Origin of the sequence: Branchiibius sp. NY16-3462-2 (assembly GCF_001594145.1) — a bacterium.
GTDB lineage: Bacteria > Actinomycetota > Actinomycetes > Actinomycetales > Dermatophilaceae > Branchiibius.
The window spans coordinates 519,124-543,207 of record NZ_LVCF01000001.1 but is presented as its reverse complement, the minus strand read 5'-3'; the positions used below and the strand labels follow the sequence as shown (position 1 = coordinate 543,207).

The 24,084-nt window shown below is 66.4% G+C and carries 21 protein-coding genes; 19 read left to right on the top strand and 2 right to left on the bottom strand.

Annotation, left to right across the window (positions count from 1 at the left end; translation table 11 throughout):
• Positions 1-182 precede the first annotated feature (182 nt).
• Positions 183-1,592, top strand: coding sequence for a M17 family metallopeptidase (locus tag AZH51_RS02585; protein ID WP_291520982.1), 1,410 nt, complete (start codon positions 183-185; stop codon positions 1,590-1,592).
• Positions 1,589-3,256 carry an AbgT family transporter gene (locus tag AZH51_RS02580; RefSeq protein ID WP_291520980.1) on the top strand — a complete coding sequence of 556 codons (1,668 nt, stop codon included), beginning with the start codon at positions 1,589-1,591 and terminating at the stop codon, positions 3,254-3,256. Before AZH51_RS02585 ends, AZH51_RS02580 begins: the two co-directional genes overlap by 4 nt.
• A gap of 18 nt (positions 3,257-3,274) precedes the next feature.
• Here AZH51_RS02580 and AZH51_RS02575 read toward each other — a convergent pair whose 3' ends face one another.
• Both AZH51_RS02575 and AZH51_RS02570 read right to left on the bottom strand, forming a co-directional pair.
• Positions 3,275-3,676 carry a flavodoxin family protein gene (locus AZH51_RS02575; protein ID WP_291520978.1) on the bottom strand — a complete coding sequence of 134 codons (402 nt, stop codon included), beginning with the start codon at positions 3,674-3,676 and terminating at the stop codon, positions 3,275-3,277.
• A 60-nt stretch (positions 3,677-3,736) separates the two neighbouring features.
• The gene (locus tag AZH51_RS02570; protein WP_291521327.1) at positions 3,737-5,002 is read right to left on the bottom strand and encodes an isochorismate synthase MenF; all 1,266 of its coding nucleotides are present in this window, start codon (positions 5,000-5,002) and stop codon (positions 3,737-3,739) included.
• Between the two features lie 65 nt (positions 5,003-5,067).
• Here AZH51_RS02570 and AZH51_RS02565 point away from each other — a divergent pair, with 65 nt between their 5' ends.
• From AZH51_RS02565 to AZH51_RS02485, 17 genes are all read left to right on the top strand, one after another.
• On the top strand, positions 5,068-5,766 hold the full coding sequence (locus tag AZH51_RS02565; protein ID WP_291520976.1) for a demethylmenaquinone methyltransferase: 699 nt from the start codon (positions 5,068-5,070) through the stop codon (positions 5,764-5,766).
• Positions 5,767-5,900: 134 nt separating this feature from the next.
• Positions 5,901-7,208, top strand: a complete 1,308-nt coding sequence (locus AZH51_RS02560; protein ID WP_291520974.1) for a geranylgeranyl reductase family protein — start codon at positions 5,901-5,903, stop codon at positions 7,206-7,208.
• 40 nt (positions 7,209-7,248) lie between these two features.
• Entirely contained in the window at positions 7,249-7,614 is a 366-nt protein-coding gene (locus AZH51_RS02555) for an NADH-quinone oxidoreductase subunit A (RefSeq protein WP_291520972.1), read from the top strand.
• Between the two features lie 37 nt (positions 7,615-7,651).
• Entirely contained in the window at positions 7,652-8,206 is a 555-nt protein-coding gene (locus AZH51_RS02550; protein ID WP_291520970.1) for an NADH-quinone oxidoreductase subunit B family protein, read from the top strand.
• Positions 8,203-8,952 carry an NADH-quinone oxidoreductase subunit C gene (locus AZH51_RS02545; protein WP_291520968.1) on the top strand — a complete coding sequence of 250 codons (750 nt, stop codon included), beginning with the start codon at positions 8,203-8,205 and terminating at the stop codon, positions 8,950-8,952. Before AZH51_RS02550 ends, AZH51_RS02545 begins: the two co-directional genes overlap by 4 nt.
• Positions 8,949-10,295 carry an NADH-quinone oxidoreductase subunit D gene (locus AZH51_RS02540; RefSeq protein ID WP_291520967.1) on the top strand — a complete coding sequence of 449 codons (1,347 nt, stop codon included), beginning with the start codon at positions 8,949-8,951 and terminating at the stop codon, positions 10,293-10,295. The genes AZH51_RS02545 and AZH51_RS02540 overlap by 4 nt, the downstream gene beginning before the upstream one ends.
• Positions 10,292-11,200, top strand: a complete 909-nt coding sequence (gene nuoE, locus AZH51_RS02535) for an NADH-quinone oxidoreductase subunit NuoE (protein WP_291520965.1) — start codon at positions 10,292-10,294, stop codon at positions 11,198-11,200. Before AZH51_RS02540 ends, nuoE begins: the two co-directional genes overlap by 4 nt.
• Positions 11,201-11,203: 3 nt before the next feature.
• Positions 11,204-12,526 carry an NADH-quinone oxidoreductase subunit NuoF gene (gene nuoF / locus AZH51_RS02530; RefSeq protein WP_291520963.1) on the top strand — a complete coding sequence of 441 codons (1,323 nt, stop codon included), beginning with the start codon at positions 11,204-11,206 and terminating at the stop codon, positions 12,524-12,526.
• A complete protein-coding gene (locus tag AZH51_RS02525; RefSeq protein WP_291520961.1) occupies positions 12,523-15,006 on the top strand; it encodes an NADH-quinone oxidoreductase subunit G in 2,484 nt (827 codons plus the stop codon). The genes nuoF and AZH51_RS02525 overlap by 4 nt, the downstream gene beginning before the upstream one ends.
• Positions 15,003-16,394: an NADH-quinone oxidoreductase subunit NuoH gene (nuoH, locus tag AZH51_RS02520; RefSeq protein WP_291520959.1), complete on the top strand. Its 1,392-nt coding sequence runs from the start codon at positions 15,003-15,005 to the stop codon at positions 16,392-16,394. Before AZH51_RS02525 ends, nuoH begins: the two co-directional genes overlap by 4 nt.
• A 7-nt stretch (positions 16,395-16,401) precedes the next feature.
• Entirely contained in the window at positions 16,402-17,022 is a 621-nt protein-coding gene (nuoI, locus tag AZH51_RS02515) for an NADH-quinone oxidoreductase subunit NuoI (RefSeq protein WP_291521325.1), read from the top strand.
• Positions 17,019-17,813, top strand: coding sequence for an NADH-quinone oxidoreductase subunit J (locus AZH51_RS02510; RefSeq protein ID WP_291520957.1), 795 nt, complete (start codon positions 17,019-17,021; stop codon positions 17,811-17,813). The genes nuoI and AZH51_RS02510 overlap by 4 nt, the downstream gene beginning before the upstream one ends.
• A complete protein-coding gene (nuoK, locus tag AZH51_RS02505) occupies positions 17,810-18,109 on the top strand; it encodes an NADH-quinone oxidoreductase subunit NuoK (protein ID WP_291520955.1) in 300 nt (99 codons plus the stop codon). The genes AZH51_RS02510 and nuoK overlap by 4 nt, the downstream gene beginning before the upstream one ends.
• A 15-nt stretch (positions 18,110-18,124) precedes the next feature.
• Positions 18,125-20,035 carry an NADH-quinone oxidoreductase subunit L gene (gene nuoL, locus AZH51_RS02500; RefSeq protein ID WP_291520953.1) on the top strand — a complete coding sequence of 637 codons (1,911 nt, stop codon included), beginning with the start codon at positions 18,125-18,127 and terminating at the stop codon, positions 20,033-20,035.
• The gene (locus tag AZH51_RS02495; protein WP_291521323.1) at positions 20,035-21,570 is read left to right on the top strand and encodes an NADH-quinone oxidoreductase subunit M; all 1,536 of its coding nucleotides are present in this window, start codon (positions 20,035-20,037) and stop codon (positions 21,568-21,570) included. Before nuoL ends, AZH51_RS02495 begins: the two co-directional genes overlap by 1 nt.
• Positions 21,567-23,105, top strand: a complete 1,539-nt coding sequence (gene nuoN, locus AZH51_RS02490; RefSeq protein WP_291520951.1) for an NADH-quinone oxidoreductase subunit NuoN — start codon at positions 21,567-21,569, stop codon at positions 23,103-23,105. Before AZH51_RS02495 ends, nuoN begins: the two co-directional genes overlap by 4 nt.
• Positions 23,102-24,052 (top strand): polyprenyl synthetase family protein, encoded by a 951-nt coding sequence (locus tag AZH51_RS02485; RefSeq protein WP_291520949.1) that lies wholly within the window; start codon positions 23,102-23,104, stop codon positions 24,050-24,052. The genes nuoN and AZH51_RS02485 overlap by 4 nt, the downstream gene beginning before the upstream one ends.
• Positions 24,053-24,084: the final 32 nt, after the last annotated feature.

Sequence of the window (24,084 nt, the reverse complement as noted above, 5' to 3'; positions counted from 1 at the left end):
TTCACCAGTGCTCCCCCGATTGCCTTGTAAGAGCGCTTTCCTGAAACAGACAATCCGTGGATCGTCAACACACCAAGGGGTGCGATATGCGTCATCCGGCTAAAGGCTCGTTCGACCCGATTCCGTCAGTGCGTCAACGCCCCGACGTCACAGTTGTTGACCAATTACCCGCGGTCTCCGAGGTGGCTGTGCTCGCGGTACCCGTACCCGAGGCAGGGGCGCCTCCACAGGACCTCGGCATCGATGCCGCCCACCTCTCGGTGGCGGGTTTCACCGGGAAGCGATCACAGACATTCGTGCTGGCCGGTGACGACGGCCGCGCCTTGGTCGCGCTGGGCATCGGTGATCCCGCAACGGTCGACCTCGACACGGTGAGAGACCTGGCGGGCGATCTGGCGCGTGCGGTGCCCCAGCACCGCACCATCGCTGTGGAGCTACCCCAGGAGGGCACTGCCCTGCCTCCGGCGGCGTTCGCCCAGGCGGTGGTCGAGGGTGTGCTTCTTGCGCGGTGGCGGTTCTTCGTCGGCAAGGGCGACGGCGAAGCCCTGCTGGATTCGCTGACACTTGTCGCACCCACCGACGTGCTCGCCGAAGCCACCGAGGGTGCGAAAAGGGGCGAGGTGATCGCCGAAGCCGCCGCCATCAGCCGGGACCTGGCCAACTGTCCGGGAACGACGCTCACCGCCACCCGGCTGGGCGAAGTGGCGCAGGAACTCGCCGCGGACGCTGACCTGCAGGTCACGGTGTACGACGAGCAGCAGCTGATCGAGATGGGCTGCGGCGGCATCCTCGGGGTCAACCTGGGCAGTGTCGAAGAGCCGCGGTTGATAAAGCTGGTGTACGCGCCGAAGGACCCGACCGGTCACCTGGCACTGGTCGGCAAGGGCATCATGTACGACTCCGGCGGGATCAGCCTGAAACCCTCGGACGACTCGCACGCCCAGATGAAGAACGACATGACCGGTGCGGGGGCGATCCTCGGCACCATGACCGCCCTGAAGGCGCTGGGTTGTCGGGCGGCAGTGACCGCCTACCTGTGTTGTACGGACAACATGCCGTCAGGCAGTGCGATGAAACTGGGCGACGTACTGACCATCCGCAACGGTCTGACCGTGGAGGTGCTCAACACCGACGCAGAGGGGCGGTTGGTCATGGCCGACGGGCTGAGCCTCGCGGTCGAGGATGGTGCGGATGTCATCGTCGACATAGCCACCCTGACGGGAGCCGCCCTGCGAGCGTTCGGCGTCGAAATGGCGGCCGTCATGGGCAACGATCAGGCAGTGGTCGACGGACTCATCACCGCCGGCGCCGCAGCCGGGGAACCGTTGTGGCAGTTGCCGTTGCACCAGCCGTATCGCTCGCAGTTGGATTCCACGATCGCCGACCTGAAGAACATGGGCGGGGTGAATGCCGGGTCGATCACCGCGGGGCTCTTCCTGCAGGAGTTCGTCGCCGGTACGCCGTGGGCGCACGTCGATATCGCCGGGCCGGCGTGGCAACCGAAACAGCGCAGTTGGCGCAACGAAGGCGCGAGCGGCTTCGGGGCAATGCTGCTGACCGAGTATGCGCTCGGATTCGGGATCGCGCGATGAGCCAGGCGGTCGCCGAGCCGGGCGAGGTCGAGGAGGGTCCCGGCGGCCTGCTGGGCTGGATCGAGCGGGTTGGCAACAAGGTGCCGCACCCGGCGATGATCTTCCTGGCTCTTATTGCTCTGGTCATCCTGTTGTCGGCGCTGTTGTCGGCGCTGGACGTGAGCGTGACCACGAAAGTCGCTGAGCCAGAAGGCACGACCGTCACCCACACTTACGACGACGCAGGCTCGACCTACCCCTCGATCGAGCAGCCAGAGCCCGGGACGACTCCGCACTACGAAGTGCACACCGAGACGATCAAGGTCGCGAACCTGCTGTCGGGGGACGGCATCCGGCACATGTTCACCACGGTTGTGCAGAACTTCAACGACTTCGGTGTCGTGGCCGTCATCCTCGTGGCGATGATCGGTGTCGGGGTTGCCGAAGAAGCCGGGTTGATGGCGGCACTGATCCGCAAGATGGTGCAGGCTGCCCCAGCGTGGGCGATCACCTTCATCATCGTCCTGGTCGGCGGGATCTCCAGCGTTGCCTCCGACGCTGGGTACCTGATCCTGATCCCCCTGGGTGCAGCGGCGTTCGTCAGCCTCGGCCGACATCCGCTCGCCGGGATCGCGGCGGCCTACGGTGGCGTGAGCGCAGCGTTCTTCGTCAACATCCTCATCACCCCGGCCGACGGGATCATCACCGAGGTCACCAACGAGATCCTGCACGGAGCCGCGCCGAGCGCGAAGGCGATGAACGTCACGCAGAACTTCTACTTCTCCATCGCCTCGACCATCTTCTGCGCCATCGTGATGACGATCCTGACCGAGAAGTACGTCGAGCCGCGGCTGGGCGTCTGGGATCCGGCTGACCGCGCGCCTGATGTGGAGGTCGACAAGGTGCCGACCGCCGAGGAACTGTCCCAAGAGGCGCGGGGTCTGAAGATGGCCGGCATCTACGTGCTGGTGGCACTGGTCATTGTGGGGCTGCTGACCTTCCTGCCGAGTGCGCCGTTGCGCAACCCCGAGACCGGAGAGGTCTTCGGCAACTCACCGTTCATGTCCAGCCTGCTGTTCATCATCTCGATGCTGTTCCTGGCCGCTGGCCTGGGTTACGCCAAGGGCGCCGGCACGCTCAAGGGCAGCAACGAGGTCATCGGCGCGATTACCAAGACGTTCAACGGCCTGGGCGGACTGATCTTCCTGATGCTGCTGATCGCCCAGTTCATCGCGTTCTTCAACTACTCGAACATGTCGACCATCGCGGCGACCGGTCTGGCCGATCTGCTCGGCAAATGGCACGTGGGTGCGTTGCCGTTGCTGATCGGGTTCATCCTGCTGACCTTCGTGATCGACATCATCATGCCGGGGGTCATTCCCAAGTGGGCGATCATCGCGCCGATCTTCGTGCCGTTGTTCTACAACCTGGGCATCGCACCGCAGACGCTCATCGCGGCCTACCGGGTCGGTGACGGACCGGTCAACGTCATCACCCCGCTGATGGTGTACCTGCCGTTCATCATCCTGGTGTGCCAGCGGTATCGGGCCAAAGCGGGGATGGGCACGGTGGTGTCGATGATGCTGCCCTACACGATCGTGGTGCTGATCGCGTGGACGCTGTTCTTCATCCTCTGGTACGTCATCGGAATTCCCTGGGGGCCAAGCGCACCCGTGCATCTCTAGGGGTCCTGGCCGCAGCTTTCAGCTCATGAGGGTTGCGGCCAGGGTGCCGCCCAACTCGGTGCATCGCTCCAGGTCGGATTGATCTACCGGGCCGATCAGTTCGACGGGTTCCGCGGCCAGTCGCCAGTTCAGTCCTGTGGCGACCGAGAGCAGTGACCGTCGGGCGCCCGTGGTGTCGGAGCGACCGTGGATCCACACCGAGAACGGCCGCTTGTCGACCCGCCCTCTGATGTCGTCGTACGTCGAGTCGAAGGCGTGCTTCATCGCGCCCGACATGTAGCCGAAGTTGGCGGGAGTCCCGAGCAGATAGCCATCCGCCGACAAGAAGTCGTCGATCAAAACCTCAAGTGCAGGAACGACATTGACGTCCACGCCCTCGATCGCGTCGTCCGATGCCCCCGCGACGACGGCCTCGGTCAAGGACCGCAGCAGCGGCGTGGGGCTGTGGTGGACGATCAGCAGTTGGCGCAGGTGAGGCCCCTAGTCGCGCAGGGCCGAGAGCATCGGCCGCAGCTTGGCATTGGACTCTGCGACCTCGTCCTGTGGGTCCGAGCCGGCCACGATCCCGCATCCCGCGAAGAGCCGAATGGTCGCAGGGTCCTCTTGAATCTGTCCACAGCGCAGGGCGATTCCCCACTCGCCGTCCCCGGAAGCGTCGATCCAGCCGACCGGTCCGGCGTATCGCCCGCGATCCATCTGCTCCAGATCGGCGATGACCTCGCGGGCCTTCCAGGTCGGCGTACCGCACACGGCAGCAGACGGATGCAACGCGGCGGCCAGCGCCAGCGACGACGAACTGTCCGACAGCACCCCGGCCACGTCGGTCGCCAGGTGCATCACGTTGGGCAGGTGCAGCACGAACGGTGCCTCGGGCACGTTCATCGACGAGCAGTGCGCATCCAGTGCCTCGGCGACCGACCGGACGGCGTACTCGTGCTCCTCCAGATCCTTGGAGGATCGGGCCAGGGACGCGGCCAGGGCCAGGTCGTGCTCATCGTCACCCGTGCGCTGGATGGTCCCGGCCAGGATCCGGGAGGTCACCAGCGCCTTCTCCCGGCGGACCAGCATCTCCGGGGTGGCCCCGATCAGCCGGTCGACGCTGAACGTCCAGGTCTTGCGGTACGCCGTCGACAGCCGTTCCAGGAGCCAGCGGGCATCGAGCGGTTCCCCAGCGGTCAGGAAGACGTCCCGCGCCATCACCACCTTGTCCAGTTCGCCGTCGGAGATGCGTTGCACCGCAACGCCGATGGCCTGCGCCCATCCGTCCTCGTCCAGCGACCCGGGCCGGGTCGTGAGGTTCGTCGGACGTACGGCGGGTGGCTGCACCGTGGGCCGAGGCGCCTGTTCGAGTGAGCCGCTGATGGTCGTGACCCAGGCCAGCCCGCCACGACGCCCGATGACCACGCGGGGCACGATCAACGTGCTGGGGTAGGCGGAGTCGGCAGCGAAGGCGAACGATCCGAAGGCGACCAGACCGGCACCCGGCACGTCGACCTCGGAGCGGACCACCGCCCGTCCCACCAGATCCGACCACCACGCGTCCGCGTCGGCGAACCGTGAGGTGGCAGAGGTTTCGAGGTACGCAGCGCGGCCCCACCCCACGAAACCCTCGCCGTCGCGTAGCCACGACAGCACATCGGCGGAGTCAACCTCCGGCGGAATGATCGCGACGAGGTCGCCGGGGTCGGGGATACGACGGGTGCGGACGACCAGTGCGGGTGCGCTCTGATCGGCGCTCGCGGGCATCGTCACAAGAGGCAACGATAAACCCGCGCTCGGGAGGCGCCGTCGCCATGCGGGAGGATGCAGGCATGAACCGCGCCACTCTGGACAAGCAACCCACCGACGTCGCGCGGATGTTCGACGATGTCGCCGCTCGGTACGACCTGACCAACGACGTGTTGTCGCTCGGTCAGGACCGCGCGTGGCGCACCCGGGTCGTGCATGCGGTCGACGCGCAACCCGGGCAGACCGTCCTGGACATCGCGGCGGGCACGGGTACCAGCAGCCTGCCGTTCCAGCGGCTCGGGGCACACGTCGTACCCGCAGATTTCTCGATCGGGATGCTGCGCCAGGGGCGCAAGCAGTACCCGACCCTGGCGTTCACGGCGGCGGATGCGACCCGGCTGCCGTTCGCGGACGCGTCGTTCGATGCCGTCACGATGTCGTTCGGGCTACGCAATGTGGTGCGGGTGGATCTGGCGCTGCGGGAGTTCCTGCGGGTGACCAAGCCCGGGGGACGGTTGGTTATCTGCGAGTTCTCGACCCCGGTCAACCCGGCGTTCCGCAAGGTCTACTCGGAGTACCTGATGGTCGCGCTGCCCAAGATCGCTCGCCGGGTGGGCTCCAACGCCGAGTCCTATGTGTACCTCGCGGAGTCGATCCAGGCGTGGCCCGACCAGGCCGGCCTGGGCGCCCAGATCGCCGATGCGGGCTGGGGACACGTGGAGTGGCAGAACCTGACCGGTGGGATCGTCGCCTTGCACCGAGCCACGAAACCCGGCGAGTGAGGTTCTCCTTAGTTCTCGCTGGGTAAACGGGAGGCATAGAGTCGGATTCACCAGGCAAGTGAAGAGATTCACAAGTACGGTCGATCCGTGTGGCTACCGCCGCGCCCGGGTTGCCGAGCATGCAAGGACGCAACGTGAGCCAACAACATCCGTCTGCCCTGTCCCAGGACAGTGCTGATGTCATCGTCGTCGGCGCCGGACCCGGCGGATCGACGACTGCCGCCTATCTGGCGATGGCGGGTCTGGACGTCCTGTTGCTGGAGAAGACGCACTTTCCCCGCGAGAAGGTGTGCGGGGACGGTCTGACCCCACGCGCCGTACGCGAACTGGTCACCCTGGGCATCCCGACCCCGGAGGATGACGGCTGGATCCGCAACAAGGGGCTGCGGATCATCGGCGGCGGGATGCGCCTGCAACTGGACTGGCCGGACACGACCAGCTTCCCGCCCTACGGTCTGGTGCGCACCCGCCAGGACTTCGACGACATCCTGGCCCGGCACGCGGTCAAGAACGGCGCGAAGCTGCGCGAGGGCATCAACGTCACCGCCCCGATCATCGAGAACGGCAAGGTCGTCGGCGTCGAGGCCAAGGAGATGGGTGTCGACGGTCGCGCAACCGGCAACACCATGACCTTCCGCGCTCCGCTGGTGATCGCTGCCGACGGCAACTCCGCCCGGCTCGCCCTGGCGATGGGTCGCGAGAAGCGTGAGGACCGGCCGATCGGCGTTGCGGTGCGCGCGTACTACACCAGCCCGCGGCACGACGACGACTACCTGGAGTCCTGGCTGGAACTGTGGTCCACCGACGAGGCGGGCAACAAGATCCTGCTGCCCGGGTACGGCTGGATCTTCGGCGTCGGTGACGGCACGAGCAACATCGGCCTGGGAATCCTCAACACCTCCAAGGCCTTCGGGCGCACCGACTACCGCGATGTCATGAAGCGGTGGGTGGCGACGATGCCGGCCGAGTGGACCTACAACGACGAGACGATCACCGGCCCGATCCGGGGCGCTGCGTTACCCATGGGCTTCAACCGTGCCCCGATGTACGCCGATGGGTTGCTTCTGGTGGGCGACGCCGCCGGGGCGATCAACCCGTTCAACGGCGAGGGCATCGCCTATGCGATGGAGTCGGGACGGATTGCAGCAGAGGTCGTTTCGCAAGCCTTCGCCCGCACCGATGCCGCCGGCCGCGAACGGGTGCTCGCGACGTACCCGAAGGTCATGCGCGAGGCCCTGGGCGGTTACTTCACGCTCGGGCGCTGGTTCGCCAAGGCGATCGGCAACCCGGAAGTGATGCGGTTGGCCGTGAAGTATGGCCTGCCCCGACAGACGATGATGCGCTTCCTGCTCAAGGTGATGGCCAATCTGGGCGACGAGAACGGCGGGCACGTCGACGATCGACTGCTCGCAGCGCTGAACAAGATCACCCCGGCGGCATGATGGGCCGCAATAGCATGGGGTCACGGAAGGAGTCGCGCAGATGAACGGGTACTCATACGCACCGTTGCTGTTCTTCCTCGCCCTGGGTGGGGGATTCGCAGCGTTCTCCGTGGCGATCGGTCCCATCACGGGCCGGCGCCGGTACAACCGCGCTAAGGCGGATGCCTACGAATGTGGCATCCAGCCGAGTCCGCACGCCGAGGGCGGCGGCCGTGTGCCGATCAAGTACTACCTGACGGCCATGCTCTTCATCATCTTCGACATTGAAAGCGTCTTCCTCTTCCCGTTCGCTGTGGCGTTCGACCGGATGGGGCTGTTCGCACTGGTCGAGATGGTGCTGTTCATCATCACCGTCTTCGTTGCGTACGCCTACGTGTGGCGCCGCGGCGGTCTCGAATGGGACTAATGGACAACGCAATCCACAATCAGAAGGGAGCCCGCTGATGGGGATCGAGGAGAAGCTGCCTGCCGGCTTCATGCTCACCTCCGTAGAGGTGCTCGCGGGCTACATGCGCCAGTTCTCGGTGTGGCCGGCCACGTTCGGACTGGCCTGCTGCGCCATCGAGATGATGGCCGTCGGTACTCCCGACTACGACATCGCCCGGTTCGGGATGGAGCGCTTCAGCGCCACCCCGCGCCAGGCGGACCTGATGATCGTCGCCGGCCGGGTGAGCCAGAAGATGGCACCGGTCGTGCGTCAGGTCTACGACCAGATGCCCGAGCCCAAGTGGGTCATCTCGATGGGTGTGTGCGCCAGCTCCGGCGGCATGTTCAACAACTACGCGATCGTCCAGGGCGTCGACCACATCATCCCGGTCGACATCTATCTACCGGGTTGTCCGCCCCGACCGCAGATGCTCGAGCACGCGATCCTGGAGCTGCACAAGCAGATCCGCAACACCAAGATGGGCGTCAACCGCCAGGAGGCGGCCAAGGCTGCTGAGGCGGCGGCGCTGGCGGCGACTCCGACGCACGCGATGAAGGGGTTGCTCGCATGACGAGTGACGCTCAGGGGGAGAACGCCGCGCTCAGCGGCGTGACCGAGCACGAGGTGGAAGAGCACCGCGAGCAGGACGGTCCCGTCCAGATCGCCCACCGCACAGGCATGTTCGGCTCCTCGCTCGGTGGGGACACCACCGGGTACGGCGGCCTGGACCGGCCGATCTTCTTCCCGGGAGCTGCGACCCCGCCCTACGGCTCGTACTTCGATGAGATCGTCGACCACCTGGGTCGCGCCCTCGGCGCCGCCGGGGAGGTCAGTTTCGACGACGCCGTACGCCGAGTGGTCGTCGACCGTGACGAACTCACCTTGTTCGTCGACCCGGCCCACATGCTGTCCGTCGTCACCGCGCTGCGCGACGACCCGGCGCTGCGCTTCGAGATGTGCATGTCGGTCTCGGGAGTGCACTACCCGCAGGAGACCGGCGCCGAACTGCACGCGGTCTACGAGTTCCTGTCGATCACCAACGGGTCGCGGCGCGTCCGGATCGAACTCACGACGGCCGATGACGACCGGCACCTGCCGAGCATCGAGCCGGTCTACCCGAGCGCCAACTGGCACGAGCGCGAGACCTGGGACATGTTCGGGATCATCTTCGACGGTCACCCCGCGCTGACCCGCATCCTGATGCCCGACGACTGGCCGGGCCACCCGCAACGCAAGGACTACCCGCTGGGCGGAATCCCGGTGGAATACAAGGGTGCGACGGTTCCGCCGCCCGACGATCGGAGGTCCTACCGGTGACCACAACTTCGGACGCGTACGGCGCGTCGACCCCGGACGATGTCGAGGAAGGCACCCCGGTCGTCAATTCCTACGGCGGTGACTGGGACAGCGTCGTCGATGAGGCCACGGCTCTTTCCGAAGAGCGCATCGTCGTCAACATGGGTCCGCAGCACCCCTCCACGCACGGCGTGCTGCGACTGGTGCTCGAACTCGACGGTGAGACGGTCACCGAGGCCCGCGCCGGAATCGGCTACTTGCACACCGGTATCGAGAAGAACATGGAGTTCCGCACCTGGGTGCAGGGCGTCACGTTCTGCACCCGGATGGACTACCTGACGCCGATCCTGAACGAAACGGCGTACTGCCTGGCGGTCGAGAAGCTGCTCGGCATCACCGACCAGATCCCCGAGCGCGCCAGCACCATCCGGGTGATGATGATGGAGCTGAACCGGATGGGTTCGCACCTGGTCGCCCTGGCAACCGGCGGCATGGAGTTGGGCGCGACCACGGTCATGACCATCGGGTTCCGCGAGCGCGAGCGGATCCTGTCGATCTTCGAGATGGTCACCGGTCTGCGGATGAACAACAACTACATCCGCCCCGGCGGTGTCGCCCAGGACATCCCGCCCGGCTGCCTGGACAAGGTCCGCGAGGCCCTGCGGGACATCAAGAAGGGCGTCGGCGAGCTCGAGGCGCTGCTGCTGGAGAACCCGATCCTCAAGGGCCGGATGGTCAACGTCGGCTATCTGGACCTGACCGCGTGCATGGCGTTGGGTATCACTGGCCCGATGCTGCGGGCGACCGGCCTGCCGCACGACTTGCGCAAGTCGAATCCCTACTGCGGTTACGAGACCTACGATTTCGATGTCTCGACCTGGAACACCAGCGATGCCTACGGCCGTCTGCGGGTGCGGATCAACGAGATCCACGAGTCGATGAAGATCGTCGAGCAGTGCGTGCAGCGCCTGGACGGGCCGGCCGGTCCGGTCATGGTCGCGGACAAGAAGATCGCGTGGCCGGCGCAGTTGGCGGTCGGCAGCGACGGTCAGGGCAACAGCCTGGACCACATCCGCGAGATCATGGGCGAGTCGATGGAGTCGCTGATCCACCACTTCAAGCTGGTGACCGAGGGCTTCCGGGTTCCGCCGGGCCAGGCGTACGCCCCGGTCGAGGGCGCCAAGGGCGAACTCGGTTGCCACGCAGTGTCCGACGGCTCGACGCGGCCCTACCGGGTGCACTTCCGGGAGCCGTCCTTCAACAACCTGCAGGCCGTGGCCGCCCTTGCCGAAGGCGGCCAGATCGGTGACGTGATCGTCGCGGTGGCGTCGATCGACCCGGTCATGGGAGGGGTGGACCGATGAGTGTTGATGACGCCGAGATCCGCGAGGCCTATGAGATCGAGGGCATTGCGGAGCCGTTCCACCGCCTGACCCCGATCCAGCCGAGCGAGAGCGGGTACGACGAGGAGCAGCTGACCGCGTTGCGCGCCGACGCCGCGCAGATCATCGCCCGCTATCCGCACAAACGGTCCGCGCTGTTGCCGCTGCTGCACCTGGTGCAGAGCGTCGATGGCTACGTGACCGGCCGCGGCGTCACCTTCTGCGCCGAGCAGCTGGAGCTGACCGACGCAGAGGTGACGGGGGTCGCGACCTTCTACACGCAGTACAAGCGCCACCCCAACGGTGAGTACACCGTCGGTGTCTGCACCAACACATTGTGTGCGGTCATGGGCGGCGACCTGATCTTCGAGCGTCTCTCGGAGCACCTGGGGATCGGCAGCGACGAGACCACCGAGGACGGCAAGATCACCCTCGAGCGCGTCGAGTGCAACGCGGCGTGCGACTACGCCCCCGTTGTCATGGCCAACTGGGAGTTCATGGACAACCAGACGCCGGAGTCGACGATCGACTTCGTCGAGGACCTGCGGGCCGGCAAACCGGTGCGCCCCAGCCGTGGCCCGAACGCCATCTGCACCTTCAAGCAGGTGTCGCGGGTGCTCGCCGGTTTCAACGACGGCCTGGCCGACCAGGGCGTCGGCGCTGGCGCTGCGTCGCTCGCCGGTCTCGAACTGGTACGGGCCGACGAGCGTGAGTCCGGTCAGAACACCGGGGCGACCCAGGGTTCCGCCGACACCTCCGATGAAGCGGCCGACACCAGCGGGATGCAGCCGGGGCGGCACAGCTCGCAGGACACCCCCGCCAACGATCCGGATACGTTGCCGCAGAGTAGCGGTGGCGAGGCGCAGCAGACCAAGGACGAGGAGTAGGTCATGAGCACTCCGCTGACCCCGATCCTTACGAAGTTCTGGGACGACCCGCAGTCCTGGACGTTGGACACCTACCTCAAGCACGAGGGCTACCAGGGCCTCGACAAGGCGCTCGGGATGAGCCAGGAAGACCTGGTCGCCGCGACTAAGGACTCCGGGCTGCGCGGCCGTGGCGGCGCGGGCTTCCCGACCGGTCTGAAGTGGTCCTTCCTGCCTAAGCCGGACGGTGGACCGCGCTACCTCGTGGTCAACGCCGACGAGTCCGAGCCGGGCACCTGCAAGGACATCCCGCTGCTCATGGCGGCGCCGCACTTCCTGATCGAGGGTGTCGCCATCACCTCCTTCGCGATCGGCTGCAACCACGCCTTCATCTATCTGCGTGGTGAGGTGGTGCACGTCTACCGTCGGTTGCTGCATGCCGTCGAAGAGGCTTACGCCGCAGGGCATCTGGGCAAGAACATCCACGGCACGGGTTTCGACCTCGACGTGACCGTGCACGCCGGAGCGGGCGCCTACATCTGCGGCGAGGAGACCGCGCTGCTGGACTCCCTCGAGGGCCGCCGCGGGCAGCCCCGGTTGAAGCCGCCGTTCCCGGCGGTCGCGGGCCTGTACGCCCGGCCGACCGTGGTCAACAACGTCGAGTCGATCTCCTCGGTCCCCCCGATCGTGCTGCACGGCGCGGACTGGTTCGCCGGGATGGGCACCGAGAAGTCGAAGGGCTTCGGCATCTTCAGCCTGTCCGGACACGTGACGACCCCGGGTCAGTACGAAGCCCCGCTGGGCATCACGTTGCGCGAGTTGCTGGATATGTCCGGCGGCATCCGCGAGGGCCACGAGTTGAAGTTCTGGACTCCGGGAGGCTCGTCGACGCCGATCTTCACGGCCGAACACCTCGACGTACCACTGGATTTCGAGTCGGTCGCCGCGGCTGGTTCGATGCTGGGCACCCGGGCACTGCAGATCTTCGACGAGACGGTGTCGGTGGTCCGCGCGGTCAGCCGCTGGATCGACTTCTACGCGCACGAGTCGTGCGGCAAGTGCACCCCCTGCCGTGAGGGCACCTTCTGGCTGAAGCAGATCATGGCCCGCCTTGAATACGGCCAGGGCACCCAGGACGACATCGACAAACTGGTCGACATCTGTGACAACATCCTCGGCCGCAGCTTCTGCGCCCTGGGTGATGGCGCCACCAGCCCGGTCACCTCCGCGGTGAAGTACTTCCGCGAGGAGTTCGAGGCTGGTATGCACACCCCGTGGTGGGAGGCCTTCCCGCCCGAACGCTCCGTTCTGTTCCCCGTCACGGCGAAGGAGACGATCCCCGCATGACGACTGTGACCTCACCGGCCGCGGGCGGCAACGCGGTCGACAAGGGCGGCAATGCCGCTCCGCCGATCGCGCCCGATGCGATCACCCTGACCATCGACGGCCTGCCGGTCAGCGTGCCCAAGGGCACCCTGGTCATCCGCGCTGCCGAGAAGGCCGGCATCGAGGTGCCGCGCTTCTGCGACCACCCGTTGTTGGACCCGGTTGGCGCCTGCCGCCAGTGTCTGGTCGACATCGCGACCCCCGGTCCCGACGGTTCGATGCGTGCGATGCCCAAACCGCAGGCGTCGTGCACCATCGAGGCCACCGAGGGGATGCAGGTCAAGACCCAGCACACCTCCGAGGTCGCCGAGAAGGCGCAGCACGGGGTCATGGAGTTGTTGCTGATCAACCACCCGCTGGACTGCCCGGTCTGCGACAAGGGCGGGGAGTGCCCGCTGCAGAACCAGGCGATGAGCAACGGGCGGCCCAAGAGCCGGTTCGAGGACATCAAGCGGACCTATCCCAAGCCGATCAACATCTCCTCCGAGGTGCTGCTGGACCGCGAGCGCTGCGTGCTGTGCGCCCGCTGCACCCGGTTCTCCGACCAGATCGCCGGTGACCCGTTCATCTCGTTGATCGAGCGTGGCGCGCTGCAGCAGGTCGGTATCTACGAGGAGAAGCCCTTCAAGAGCTACTTCTCCGGTAACACGGTGCAGATCTGCCCGGTCGGTGCGCTGACGGGTGCGGCCTACCGCTTCCGCTCCCGCCCGTTCGACCTGGTGTCCACCCCGAGTGTCTGTGAGCACTGCGCCGGTGGGTGCTCGCTGCGCGTGGACCACCGCCGTGGTGTCGTGCTGCGCCGGATGGCGCTGAACGACCCGCAGGTCAACGAGGAGTGGAACTGCGACAAGGGCCGCTGGGCGTTCACCTACGCCACCAGCGAGCGGTTGAACTACCCGCTGATCCGCGAGAACGGTGAGCTACGCGTCGCCGGGTGGCCCGAGGCGTTGGAGTTCGCCGCCCGTGGTCTGAAGGCCGCCGGCACCGCCGGGGTCCTGACCGGTGGCCGGATGAGCGTCGAAGACGCCTACGCCTACAGCAAGTTCGCGCGTCTGGTGCTGGGCACCAACGACATCGACTTCCGTGCGCGGCCGCACTCGGCCGAGGAGGCTGACTTCCTGGCCCACCACGTGGTCGCGACCGGTGTGGACGCCCCGGATGCCGTGACGTACGACGCCCTGGAGCAGGCGGACACCGTGCTTCTCGTCGGGCTGGAGCCCGAGGAAGAAGCTGCGATGGTCTTCCTGCGGCTGCGCAAGGCGTGGCGCAAGAAGCAACTCAAGGTCATCTCGATCGCGCCGTTCGAGACCAATGGTCTGCGCAAAGCCGGCGGCGAGCTGATCCAGGCCGCCCCGGGCACCGAGGCTGAGGTTCTCGACGCCCTGGCCAAGGGCAGCCTCAGTGAGTACGCCGATGCCCTGGGTCGGGAGTCCATCGTCCTGGCCGGTGCCCGACTGGCCAGCGTGCCAGGTGCATTGTCGGCCGCGCTGTCCCTGTCGCAGGCCACCGGTGCCCGCCTGGCCTGGCTGCCGCGCCGGGCCGGTGAGCGAGGTGCTCTGGAGACCGGCGCGCTGCCCAACCTGTTGCCGGGTGGCCGGCCCGTCGCGAGTGCTGACGCGCGGGCATCCATCGAAACTGCCTGGGGGGCAACGGATCTGCCCGATGCGCCGGGTCGTGACACTGCCGGGATCCTGCGGGCGGCTGCCGCCGGCGAGCTCGGTGCAGTGGTGATCGGCGGTGTCGACCTGGACGACCTGCCGGACCCTGCTGCGGCGCGATCGGCCCTGAGCAATGCGTTCGTGGTGTCCCTGGAACTGCGGACCAGCACGGTCAGCGAGGTCGCAGACGTGATCCTGCCCGTCGCCGCGCACCAGGAGAAGGACGGGTCTTTCGTCAACTGGGAGGGCCGGGTGCGTCCGTTCGAGCGGGCCATCGAGACCCAGGGGATGTCGGACTACCGGGTCCTGGATCTGCTGGCCGGTGAGATGGGCGAGTTCCTGGGCACCCGCACCGTGGCCGCCATCCAGAGCGAGTTGGCGGAGATCGGGCCCTGGACCGGTGAGCGGGCCAGCCGCCCGCGCGCGACCGGGGGTTCGGTGCCGCGGCCATTGGCCGGTGAAGCGGTCCTTGCGACCTGGAACCTGTTGTTGGACAAGGGCTCTCTGCAGGAGGGTGAGCCGTTCCTGGCCGGGACCGCCCACCCGAGCGTTGCACGGATCTCCGCCGCGACGGCTGCAGGTGTCGGCGTCGCCGAAGGGGAGCTGCTGACGGTCCAGGCCAAGGCCGGATCGGTGACTCTGCCGGTGGCCATCACCGATATGCCCGATCATGTGGTCTGGTTGCCGACGAAGTCGCAGGGGTGTGCGGTGCGCGCAGACCTCGCGGCCGATGCCGGCGCAATCGTGGCGCTGCGCGCCGGGACGAAGGAGGCGGTGCGATGAGCAGCCTGGTCACGCTCGCCGCGACCACGGACAACCCGGTCGCCGACTTCAGCGACACGCCGTGGTGGCTGTCCCTGGTCAAGGCCGTCTTCCTCTTCGTGCTCCTGCTGTTGTCGACGCTGATCGTGATCTGGTTCGAGCGGCGAGTCATCGGCCGGATGCAGCAGCGACCGGGTCCCAACCGGTTCGGACCCTGGGGCATCTTCCAGTCCGCCGCGGACGGCGTGAAGCTGGCCTTCAAAGAGGACGTGGTCCCCGCCAAGGCCGACAAGTTCATGTTCATCCTGGCGCCGACCCTGGCCGGTGCGATGGCCTTCGTGTCCTTCGCGATCATCCCGATCAGCAACAGCGTCTGGATGTTCGGCCACCACACGCCGCTGCAGCTGACCGATACCCCGATCGCCGTACTCCTGGTGCTGGCAGTCGCGGGAGTCGGCACCTACGGCATCGTGCTGGCCGGCTGGGCCTCCGGATCGACGTACCCGCTGCTGGGTGGTCTGCGCTCCAGCGCCCAGGTCATCTCCTACGAGATCGCCATGGGCCTGTCGTTGGTCGTGGTCTTCATGTACGCCAAGTCCATGTCGACCTCGCAGATCGTCGCCGCGCAGAGCAGCCTGTGGTTCGCGATCCCGGCGTTCTTCTCCCTCATCGTCTACGTCATCACGATGGTCGGTGAGACCAACCGGTTGCCGTTCGACCTCGCCGAGGGCGAGGGGGAGTTGACCGGTGGTTTCCACACCGAGTACTCCTCGATGAAGTTCGCGATGTTCTACCTGGGCGAATACGTCAACATGTTCACCGTCGCCGGTCTGGCCACGACGATGTTCTTCGGCGGCTGGCAGGCGCCCCCCGGGATCAGTGCCATCAACAACGGCATGTTCAACGGCGGTTGGTGGGGTCTGCTCTGGTTCGGCATCAAGCTGTGGCTGTTCATGTTCTTCTTCGTCTGGCTGCGCGGTTCGCTGCCACGCGTGCGCTACGACCAGTTCATGCGGTTGGGTTGGAAGGTGTTGATCCCCACCACCCTGATCTGGGTGGTGGCCATCGCCTTCATCCGCGCCGCCCAACTCGGTTTCCTGGGCGATCGGCAGGTCAGTCTCTTCGGCAGAACCTTCCCACAGGCCACGATGTTCGTCGTCGGAGTAATCGCGCTGCTGGTGCTGCTGGCCGCGTGGCTCTTCGACAGCAGACAGGCCCGCAAGGCCGCCGTGGACAAGGCCCCGCCAGCCGAAGTCGATCCGTTTGCGGGCGGCCACCCGGTGCCGCCGCTGCCCGGCCAGCGGTTGCGCGAACCGGTCCCCGCGCTGGCCGCAGCAAGCCCGACGCACATTGCCACCGACGACCCGATCACGACGGGTCCGACCACTGCGGAGGAATCCCGTGACTGACAACCCAGTGCCCACCAACGGGCCCGGCGACCAGGAGAAGAAGAGCTTCCTCGCGGAACTCTTCGCACCGGTCGCCGGATTCGGGGTCACCTTCTCGACCATGTTCCGCAAGGTGCCCACCGAGGAATATCCCGAAGAGAAGCGCCCCACCCAACTGCGCTTCCACGGCCGCCACCAGCTCAACCGCCACCCCGACGGTCTGGAGAAGTGCGTCGGGTGCGAGTTGTGTGCCTGGGCCTGCCCTGCCGACGCGATCCTGGTCGAAGGCGCCAGCAACGACGACGCGACCGGCCAGCGGTTCTCGCCGGGGGAGCGGTACGGCCGCGTCTACCAGATCAACTATCTGCGCTGCATCTTCTGCGGCTTGTGTATCGAGGCGTGCCCGACCCGTGCCCTGACGATGACCAACGAGTACGAACTGGCGGACAACAACCGCGCCGACCTGATCTTCACCAAGGACCAACTGCTCGCGCCGTTGCTGTCCGGGATGCTGCCCGCGCCGCACCCGATGGTCGAAGGTATGGAGGAGCGCGACTACTACCAGGGCAAGGTCACCGGCCCGACGCAGGCGCAGCGCGACTGGGTGGAAGCCCGCGATGAAGCCAAGCAGGAAGAGCACGTGTCATGACCCACCTCGGAGGTGCGGAGACCACCCTCTTCTGGTTCTGTGCACCGTTAGCCGTCTTCGGCGCCCTCGGGTTGCTCTTTGCCCGCAAGGCGGTCCACGCCGCCATGGGTATGGCGCTGACCATGATCATCCTGGGTATCTTCTACATCGCGCAGCAGGCCGAGTTCCTCGGCGTCATCCAGATCTTCGTCTACTCCGGCGCCGTCATGATGCTGTTCCTCTTCGTCATCATGTTGGTCGGCGTCGACTCCTCCGACTCCTTGGTCGAGACCATCCGCGGGCAGCGGGTCGCCGGCCTGCTGCTCAGCCTGGCGCTGATGGCGATGCTGCTGGCGCAGGTCGCGAACGCCAAGTTCCCCACGGCGGTCGGCCTGCAGCAGGTCAACGCCGACCCGGGCAACGTCAGCGGAATCGCGAACCTGATCTTCGGGCCGTACGTCTGGCCGTTCGAGGTCACCTCTGCGCTGCTCATCACTGCCGCGATCGGCGCGATGATCCTGGCGCACCGCGAGCGGCTGAGCGCCAAGCCCAGCCAGGCGGATTGGTCGCGCGAGCGGATCAAGTCCGGCGAGCACGTCGCTGGTCTGCCGGTGCCCGGTGTGTACGCGCGGAACAACGCGGTCGACACCCCGGCGCTCCTGCCCGACGGCTCGATCAGCGAACTGTCGATCTCGCGGGTGCTGCGCGCTCGTAAGCAAGTGGCCGACAGCCAGCGGGAGTTCGAGCACTCCCAGGAGTTGGAAGGGGAGTCGGGGGACATGACCTCGCAGGAAGTGGGTGACCGCCAGTGAGCCTGATCGGGTACATCTACCTGTCGGTGATCCTGTTCTCCATCGGCACCGCGGTCGTGCTGCTTCGCCGCAACGCGATCATCGTCTTCATGGGTGTCGAGTTGATGCTCAACGCGGCCAATCTCGCCTTCGTCACGTTCGCGCGGATGTTCGGCACGCTCGATGGTCAGGTGATCGCCCTCTTCGTGATGGTGGTCGCCGCTGCGGAGGTCGTCGTCGGCCTCGCGATCATCATGGCCATCTACCGGGCTCGCCGGTCGGCTTCGGTCGACGACGCGAACCTGCTGAAGTTGTAAGGGATCGGTGAACTGATGCAGTCCATGGAAACGACAGCAGCGACAGGGCTCGCCAGTGCTGGCTGGCTACTGATCGCGCTGCCGCTGGCCGGTGCGGCGATCCTCCTGCTCGGCGGGAAAGCTCTGGACAAGGTGGGGCCGTACCTCGCCGTTGCGATGTCCTGGTTGGCGTGCTTGCTGGGTATCGGCATCGTCATCCAGATGGTCGGCCGCGCCAGTGACGACCGGTCGATGCACCTTCACCTGTTCTCCTGGTTGCAGACCGGCGACTTCAAACTCGACGCCGGTCTGCTGATGGACCCGCTGTCGCTGACGTTCGTGCTGCTGATCACCTTCGTCGGCTCGCTCATCCACGTGTACTCCCTGGGGTACATGGAGCACGACCCGGACAAGCGGCGGTTCTTCGCCTACCTCAACCTGTTCATCGCCGCGATGCTCACGCTGGTGCTGGCCGACTCCTACGGTCTGCTCTTCGTCGGCTGGGAAGGCGTCGGTCTGGCCTCGTTCCTGCTGATCAGCTTCTGGAACTGGAACCCGGCCTACGCCACCGCCGGTAACAAGGCGTTCATCATGAACCGCGTCGGCGACTTCGGTCTGCTGCTGGGTATCTTCACGATGTTCGCGACCTTCGGACGCATTGACTTCGCCGGTGTCGACGCCGGTGTGCAGGGCGCGAGCAAGGGTGCGCTGACGGCGATCGGGCTCTTCCTGCTGCTGGGCGCCTGCGGTAAGTCGGCGCAGTTCCCCTTGCAGGCCTGGTTGGGCGATGCGATGGCCGGTCCGACACCGGTCTCGGCACTGATCCACGCGGCGACCATGGTGACCGCGGGTGTCTATCTGATCGCCCGCAGCAACGTCATCTACACCGCGACCCCGGATGCCCGCCTGGCGGTGTGCATCGTGGGAGCCATCACGCTGGTCTACGGAGCGATCGTCGGTTGCGCCAAGGACGACCTGAAGAAGGCGCTCGCGGCGTCGACGATGTCGCAGATCGGTTACATGATCCTGGCCGCGGGTCTCGGCCCGATCGGGTACGCCTTCGCGATCTTCCACCTGCTCACGCACGGCTTCTTCAAGGCGGGCATGTTCCTCGGTGCCGGCTCGGTGATGCATGCGATGAACGACCAGGTGAATATGCGCAGATTCGGTGGCTTGTCCACGGTCATGAAGATCACCTGGGCCACCTTCGGCCTGGGGTACCTGGCCATCATCGGCATCCCTGGTTTCTCGGGGTTCTGGTCCAAGGACAAGATCATCGAGAGTGCCTTCGTCGGTGACGGCTGGCGGCCCTGGGTGTTCGGGGGCGCGGCCATGTTGGCCGCCGGGCTGACCGCCTTCTACATGTCCCGGTTGTTCTTCATGACGTTCCAGGGCAAGGCCCGCTGGACCGACGACGTGCACCCGCACGAGTCGCCGCTGGTGATGACCATCCCGATGATGGTGCTGGCCTTCGGCTCGGCCTTCCTCGGTCTGATCCTCGGGCCGACCGGCATCATCACGAACTGGCTCAAGCCGGTGCTCGGTGAAGTCGGCGAGGACCATCCCGTGCTCCCGGTGTGGGTGCTGATGATCCTCACGCTCGCCCTGGTGTTGCTCGGCATCTTCGTGGCGTACCGGCAGTTCTGGGCCAGTGATGTGCCGATCAACCCACCGGTCGGTTCACCGCTCACCCAGGCCGCTCGCAAGGACCTGTACCAGGACGACATCAACGAGGCGGTCTTCGCCCGACCCGGTGTGCACCTCACGCGGGCCCTGGTCTACGCCGACAACAAGGGTGTCGATGGTGCCGTCGGCGGCGCGGCTGCCCTGATCGGTGGCTCCTCGTCCCGGTTGCGCAAGATCCAGAACGGTTATGTGCGCTCCTACGCGCTGACGATGCTCCTGGGCGTCGTTGCAATCCTCGGCATCGTGTGGGTGGTCCAGTGATGTGGTTGACAACGCTCGGTCTGATCCCGCTGGTCGGGGCCCTGATCGTCGCTTTCCTGCCGAAGGGCTCGGCGACCTACGCCCGGCACATCGCGCTGGCGTTCTCCCTGGCGACGCTGGTCTTCGGCATCGTGATGGCGACCCGCTTCGACCTGGACTCGACCACGCAGTTCCAGCTCACCGAGACCCACACCTGGATCCCGCAATTCGGTGTCTCCTACGCACTCGGCGTGGACGGGATCTCGCTGGCCCTGATCCTGATGAGCCTGGTCCTGGTCCCCGTGTCGCTGCTGGCGGCATGGAACGACGAGCCGCAGGCGGGTCGGCGCCAACAGGTCTACTTCGCTCTGCTGCTGGTGCTCGAGACGTTCATGATCGGTGTCTTCGCCGCGACCGACGTCTTCCTGTTCTACGTCTTCTTCGAAGCGATGCTGATCCCGGTCTACTTCCTGATCGGCTCCTTCGGTGGGGCCCGTCGGCAGTACGCCGCGGTGAAGTTCCTGCTGTTCTCGCTGCTCGGTGGCTTGATCATGCTGGTCGCCGTCATCGCGCTCTACCAGCAGGGCCCCGGCGGTGACGACGGCTTCCTGATCAGCAAACTGACCGGGCTGCACATGTCGACCAGCACCGAACGGCTGATCTTCCTGGGCTTCTTCATCGCCTTCGCCATCAAGGCCCCGATGTGGCCGGTCCACACCTGGCTGCCGGATGCGGCCGCGGAGTCACGCCCCGCGGTGGCCGTGCTGCTCGTCGGCGTGCTGGACAAGGTCGGCACCTTCGGGATGATCCGGTTCTGCCTGCAGCTGTTCCCCGAGGCCAGCAAGTGGGCGACTCCGGTGATCATCGTGCTGGCGTTGATCTCGATCATCTACGGCGCATTGGTAGCGATCGGTCAGACGGACATGATGCGTCTGATCGCCTACACCTCGGTCAGCCACTTCGGTTTCATCGTGCTGGGCATCTTCGCGCTCACCTCGACCTCCCAGGCCGGCGCGAACCTGTACATGGTCAACCACGGCTTCACCACCGCGGCACTCTTCCTGTTCGCCGGTTTCCTCATCGTGCGGCGCGGCAGCAAGAACATCGCCGACTACGGCGGTTGGCAGCGGGTGACCCCGGTCCTGGCCGGAGTCTTCCTGATCGCCGGTCTGTCTGGTCTGTCGCTGCCGGGGTTGAACTCCTTCATCTCCGAGTTCCTGGTCATGATGGGCACGTTCAGCCGTTACAAGTGGGCCGGTGCGATCGCTGCCCTCGGCGTGATCCTGGCTGCCATCTACGTGTTGTGGCTCTACAAGCGGGTCATGACCGGGCCCAAGCCGGAAGGTCTGGCCACGGCAGATGGCGGGACCGTCGCGGACCTATCGGTACGCGAGAAGGTGGTGGCCGGCGTACTCATCGCCTTCATGGTCGCGCTCGGGTTCTACCCCAAGCCCGCTCTGGACCTACTGAACCCAGCGGTCAAGCAGACGTTGGAATACACGCATTCGACCGACCCGGTTCCTGCGGTGCCGGTCGCTGAGGGGAGCGGCAAGTGAGCGACACCTTCACCCAGGCCAGTTTCATGTACTCGGCCATCACGCCGATGCTGGTGATCTTCGCAGCCGCCATCATCGGAGTGCTGATCGAGGCCTTCGCGCCCCGCCAGGTGCGGTATGTCGCGCAACTGGCGCTGACCCTCATCGCCCTCGTGGTCTCCTTCCTGACGCTGGTGCTGTGGGCCCGCCACCACCAGGGGTTGACCGCGGGCGACGCAGTCGCGATCGACGGCGTGACCCTGATGCTGCAGGGCACGGTGCTCGCGCTGGCGTTCATCGCGGTCCTCGCGATGGCCGAGCGGTTCGGCGGCTCGCAGGCGGACGCGTTCACCCAGTCCGGTGCCTCCACGCCCGGTTCGGCCCTGGAGGCCACCGCTGTGCGGCTGGGTGCCACGACTACGGAGATCTTCCCGCTGACCCTCTTCGCGGTCGCCGGCATGATGCTCTTCCCGGCCTCGAACAACCTCATCGCGATGTTCATCGCGCTGGAGATCCTGTCGTTGCCGCTGTACATCCTGACCGGGCTGGCTCGCCGGCGCCGGCTGCTGTCGCAGGAAGCGTCGTTGAAGTACTTCCTGCTGGGCGCGTTCTCCTCGGCGTTCTTCCTGTTCGGCAGTGCCCTGGTTTTCGGCGCCACCAAAACGCTGAATCTGTCGGGTATCGCTGACGCAGTCCCGGCCGTTGCTGGTCTGGACAACCTGCTGGTGCCGGGTCTGATGCTGATCGCCGTCGGCCTGCTGTTCAAGGTCGCGGCGGTGCCGTTCCACGCCTGGACCCCCGATGTCTACCAGGGCGCCCCGACCCCGGTGACCGGATTCATGGCCGCGTGCACCAAGGTGGCGGCCTTCGGTGCGGTCCTGCGGGTGTTCTACGTCGGCTTCGATGGGTTGAAGTGGAACTGGCAGCCGATCCTGGCCATCGTCGCCGTGCTGACCATGGTGATCGGTGCTGTCCTGACGGTGACCCAGACCGACATGAAGCGGTTGTTGGCCTACTCCTCGATCACCCACGCCGGCTTCCTGCTGGTCGGGGTCGTGGCGTTGGACAAGGCGGCTGTCTCCGGCACGCTGTTCTACCTGATCGCCTACGGCTTCACCACGATCGCCGCCTTCGCGATCATCGCCATGGTCCGCTCCGGCGGCTCCGAGGCAACGCACCTGTCGCAGTGGGCCGGTCTGGGCAAGCAACACCCGGTGGTCGCCGGGGTGTACTCCTTCCTCATGCTGGCCTTCACCGGTATCCCGCTGACCTCCGGGTTCACCAGCAAGTTCGCGGTGTTCTCGGCCGCGGTCGGCAATGGTGGCGCCTGGCTGGCCGTCATCGGTGTGCTCGCCTCGGCCGTGACCGCGTTCGTCTACGTGCGGGTCATCGTGCTGATGTACTTCTCCGAGCCGACCGGTGACACCACGGTGGCCATGCCCTCCCCGCTGACCGGGATCGCGGTAGCCGCCGGCACGCTGATCACGCTGCTGCTGGGGATCGTCCCGGCACCCATCCTCGACCTGGCCAACCATTCAGCGCTCTTCATCCGATGAGTGATCTGCAAGCAGGGCTGGCCCGGGTCGACACCCGGTTGCACGAGGTCGTGTCCCACGATGACGCGTTCATCGCGGCCGCGTCCGCCCACCTGCTCGATGCGGGGGGCAAACGGTTCCGCCCGATGCTGACGCTGCTGGCCAGCGAACTCGGCGACGGGATCAACGACGACGTCATCGAGGCTGCGGTCGGCGTGGAGCTGACCCACCTCGCCTCGCTCTACCACGACGATGTGATGGACGAGGCCGACGTGCGCCGCGGCGTACCTTCGGCCAACGCGACCTACGACAACGCGACGGCCATCCTCGTCGGTGACCTGCTCTTCGGTCGCGCCTCGGAGGTCATCGCGGGGCTGGGCGCCGAAGCGGTCCGGATCCAGGCGCAGACGTTCGTGCGGTTGTGCCAGGGGCAGATCCAGGACGAGCGCCAGGCGCCCGTCGGCGCCGATGCCATGGCCCACTACCTCGGGGTCCTGGCGGACAAGACCGGGTCGCTGATCTCTACCGCGGCGCGCTACGGGGCGATGTTCGGCGGTGCGCCGGACAAGACCGTCGACGTGATGATCCAGTACGGCGAGTTGATCGGCCTGATCTTCCAGCTCGCCGACGACGTTCTGGACATCACCTCCCAGAGCCAGCAGTCGGGCAAGGTGCCCGGCACCGACCTGCGCGAAGGCGTCCTGACGCTGCCGGTGCTCTACCTGCGCGAGTCGACTGATCCGGCGGATGCGCACCTGCTGGAACTGACCTCCGGTCCCATCGAGGACGAGGACCGGGTGCAGGAAGCCCTGACCCTGCTGCGTGCCCACCCCGCGGTCGAGCGGGCCCGGGCGCACGCCCTGCAACTGGCCGACGACGCAGCCGGTCTGCTGGATCCGCTGCCGGACAGCGAAGCGGTCCAGACCCTGCGCGCACTGCCCTACCAGGTCGCCGGCCGCTCGGCCTGAGCAGGATTCCCGTACGCCGAGTGGGCGCGTCC

Bases quoted from the DNA above. Each gene is read 5' to 3' on its own strand.
- AZH51_RS02580 (WP_291520980.1), top strand. From the start codon at position 1,589: ATGAGCCAGGCGGTCGCCGAGCCGGGCGAGGTCGAGGAGGGTCCCGGC.
- AZH51_RS02570 (WP_291521327.1), bottom strand. From the start codon at position 5,002: ATGCCCGCGAGCGCCGATCAGAGCGCACCCGCACTGGTCGTCCGCACC.
- AZH51_RS02565 (WP_291520976.1), top strand. From the start codon at position 5,068: ATGAACCGCGCCACTCTGGACAAGCAACCCACCGACGTCGCGCGGATG.
- AZH51_RS02555 (WP_291520972.1), top strand. From the start codon at position 7,249: ATGAACGGGTACTCATACGCACCGTTGCTGTTCTTCCTCGCCCTGGGT.
- AZH51_RS02550 (WP_291520970.1), top strand. From the start codon at position 7,652: ATGGGGATCGAGGAGAAGCTGCCTGCCGGCTTCATGCTCACCTCCGTA.
- AZH51_RS02545 (WP_291520968.1), top strand. From the start codon at position 8,203: ATGACGAGTGACGCTCAGGGGGAGAACGCCGCGCTCAGCGGCGTGACC.
- nuoE (WP_291520965.1), top strand. From the start codon at position 10,292: ATGAGTGTTGATGACGCCGAGATCCGCGAGGCCTATGAGATCGAGGGC.
- nuoF (WP_291520963.1), top strand. From the start codon at position 11,204: ATGAGCACTCCGCTGACCCCGATCCTTACGAAGTTCTGGGACGACCCG.
- AZH51_RS02525 (WP_291520961.1), top strand. From the start codon at position 12,523: ATGACGACTGTGACCTCACCGGCCGCGGGCGGCAACGCGGTCGACAAG.
- nuoH (WP_291520959.1), top strand. From the start codon at position 15,003: ATGAGCAGCCTGGTCACGCTCGCCGCGACCACGGACAACCCGGTCGCC.
- AZH51_RS02510 (WP_291520957.1), top strand. From the start codon at position 17,019: ATGACCCACCTCGGAGGTGCGGAGACCACCCTCTTCTGGTTCTGTGCA.
- nuoL (WP_291520953.1), top strand. From the start codon at position 18,125: ATGCAGTCCATGGAAACGACAGCAGCGACAGGGCTCGCCAGTGCTGGC.
- AZH51_RS02495 (WP_291521323.1), top strand. From the start codon at position 20,035: ATGTGGTTGACAACGCTCGGTCTGATCCCGCTGGTCGGGGCCCTGATC.
- AZH51_RS02485 (WP_291520949.1), top strand. From the start codon at position 23,102: ATGAGTGATCTGCAAGCAGGGCTGGCCCGGGTCGACACCCGGTTGCAC.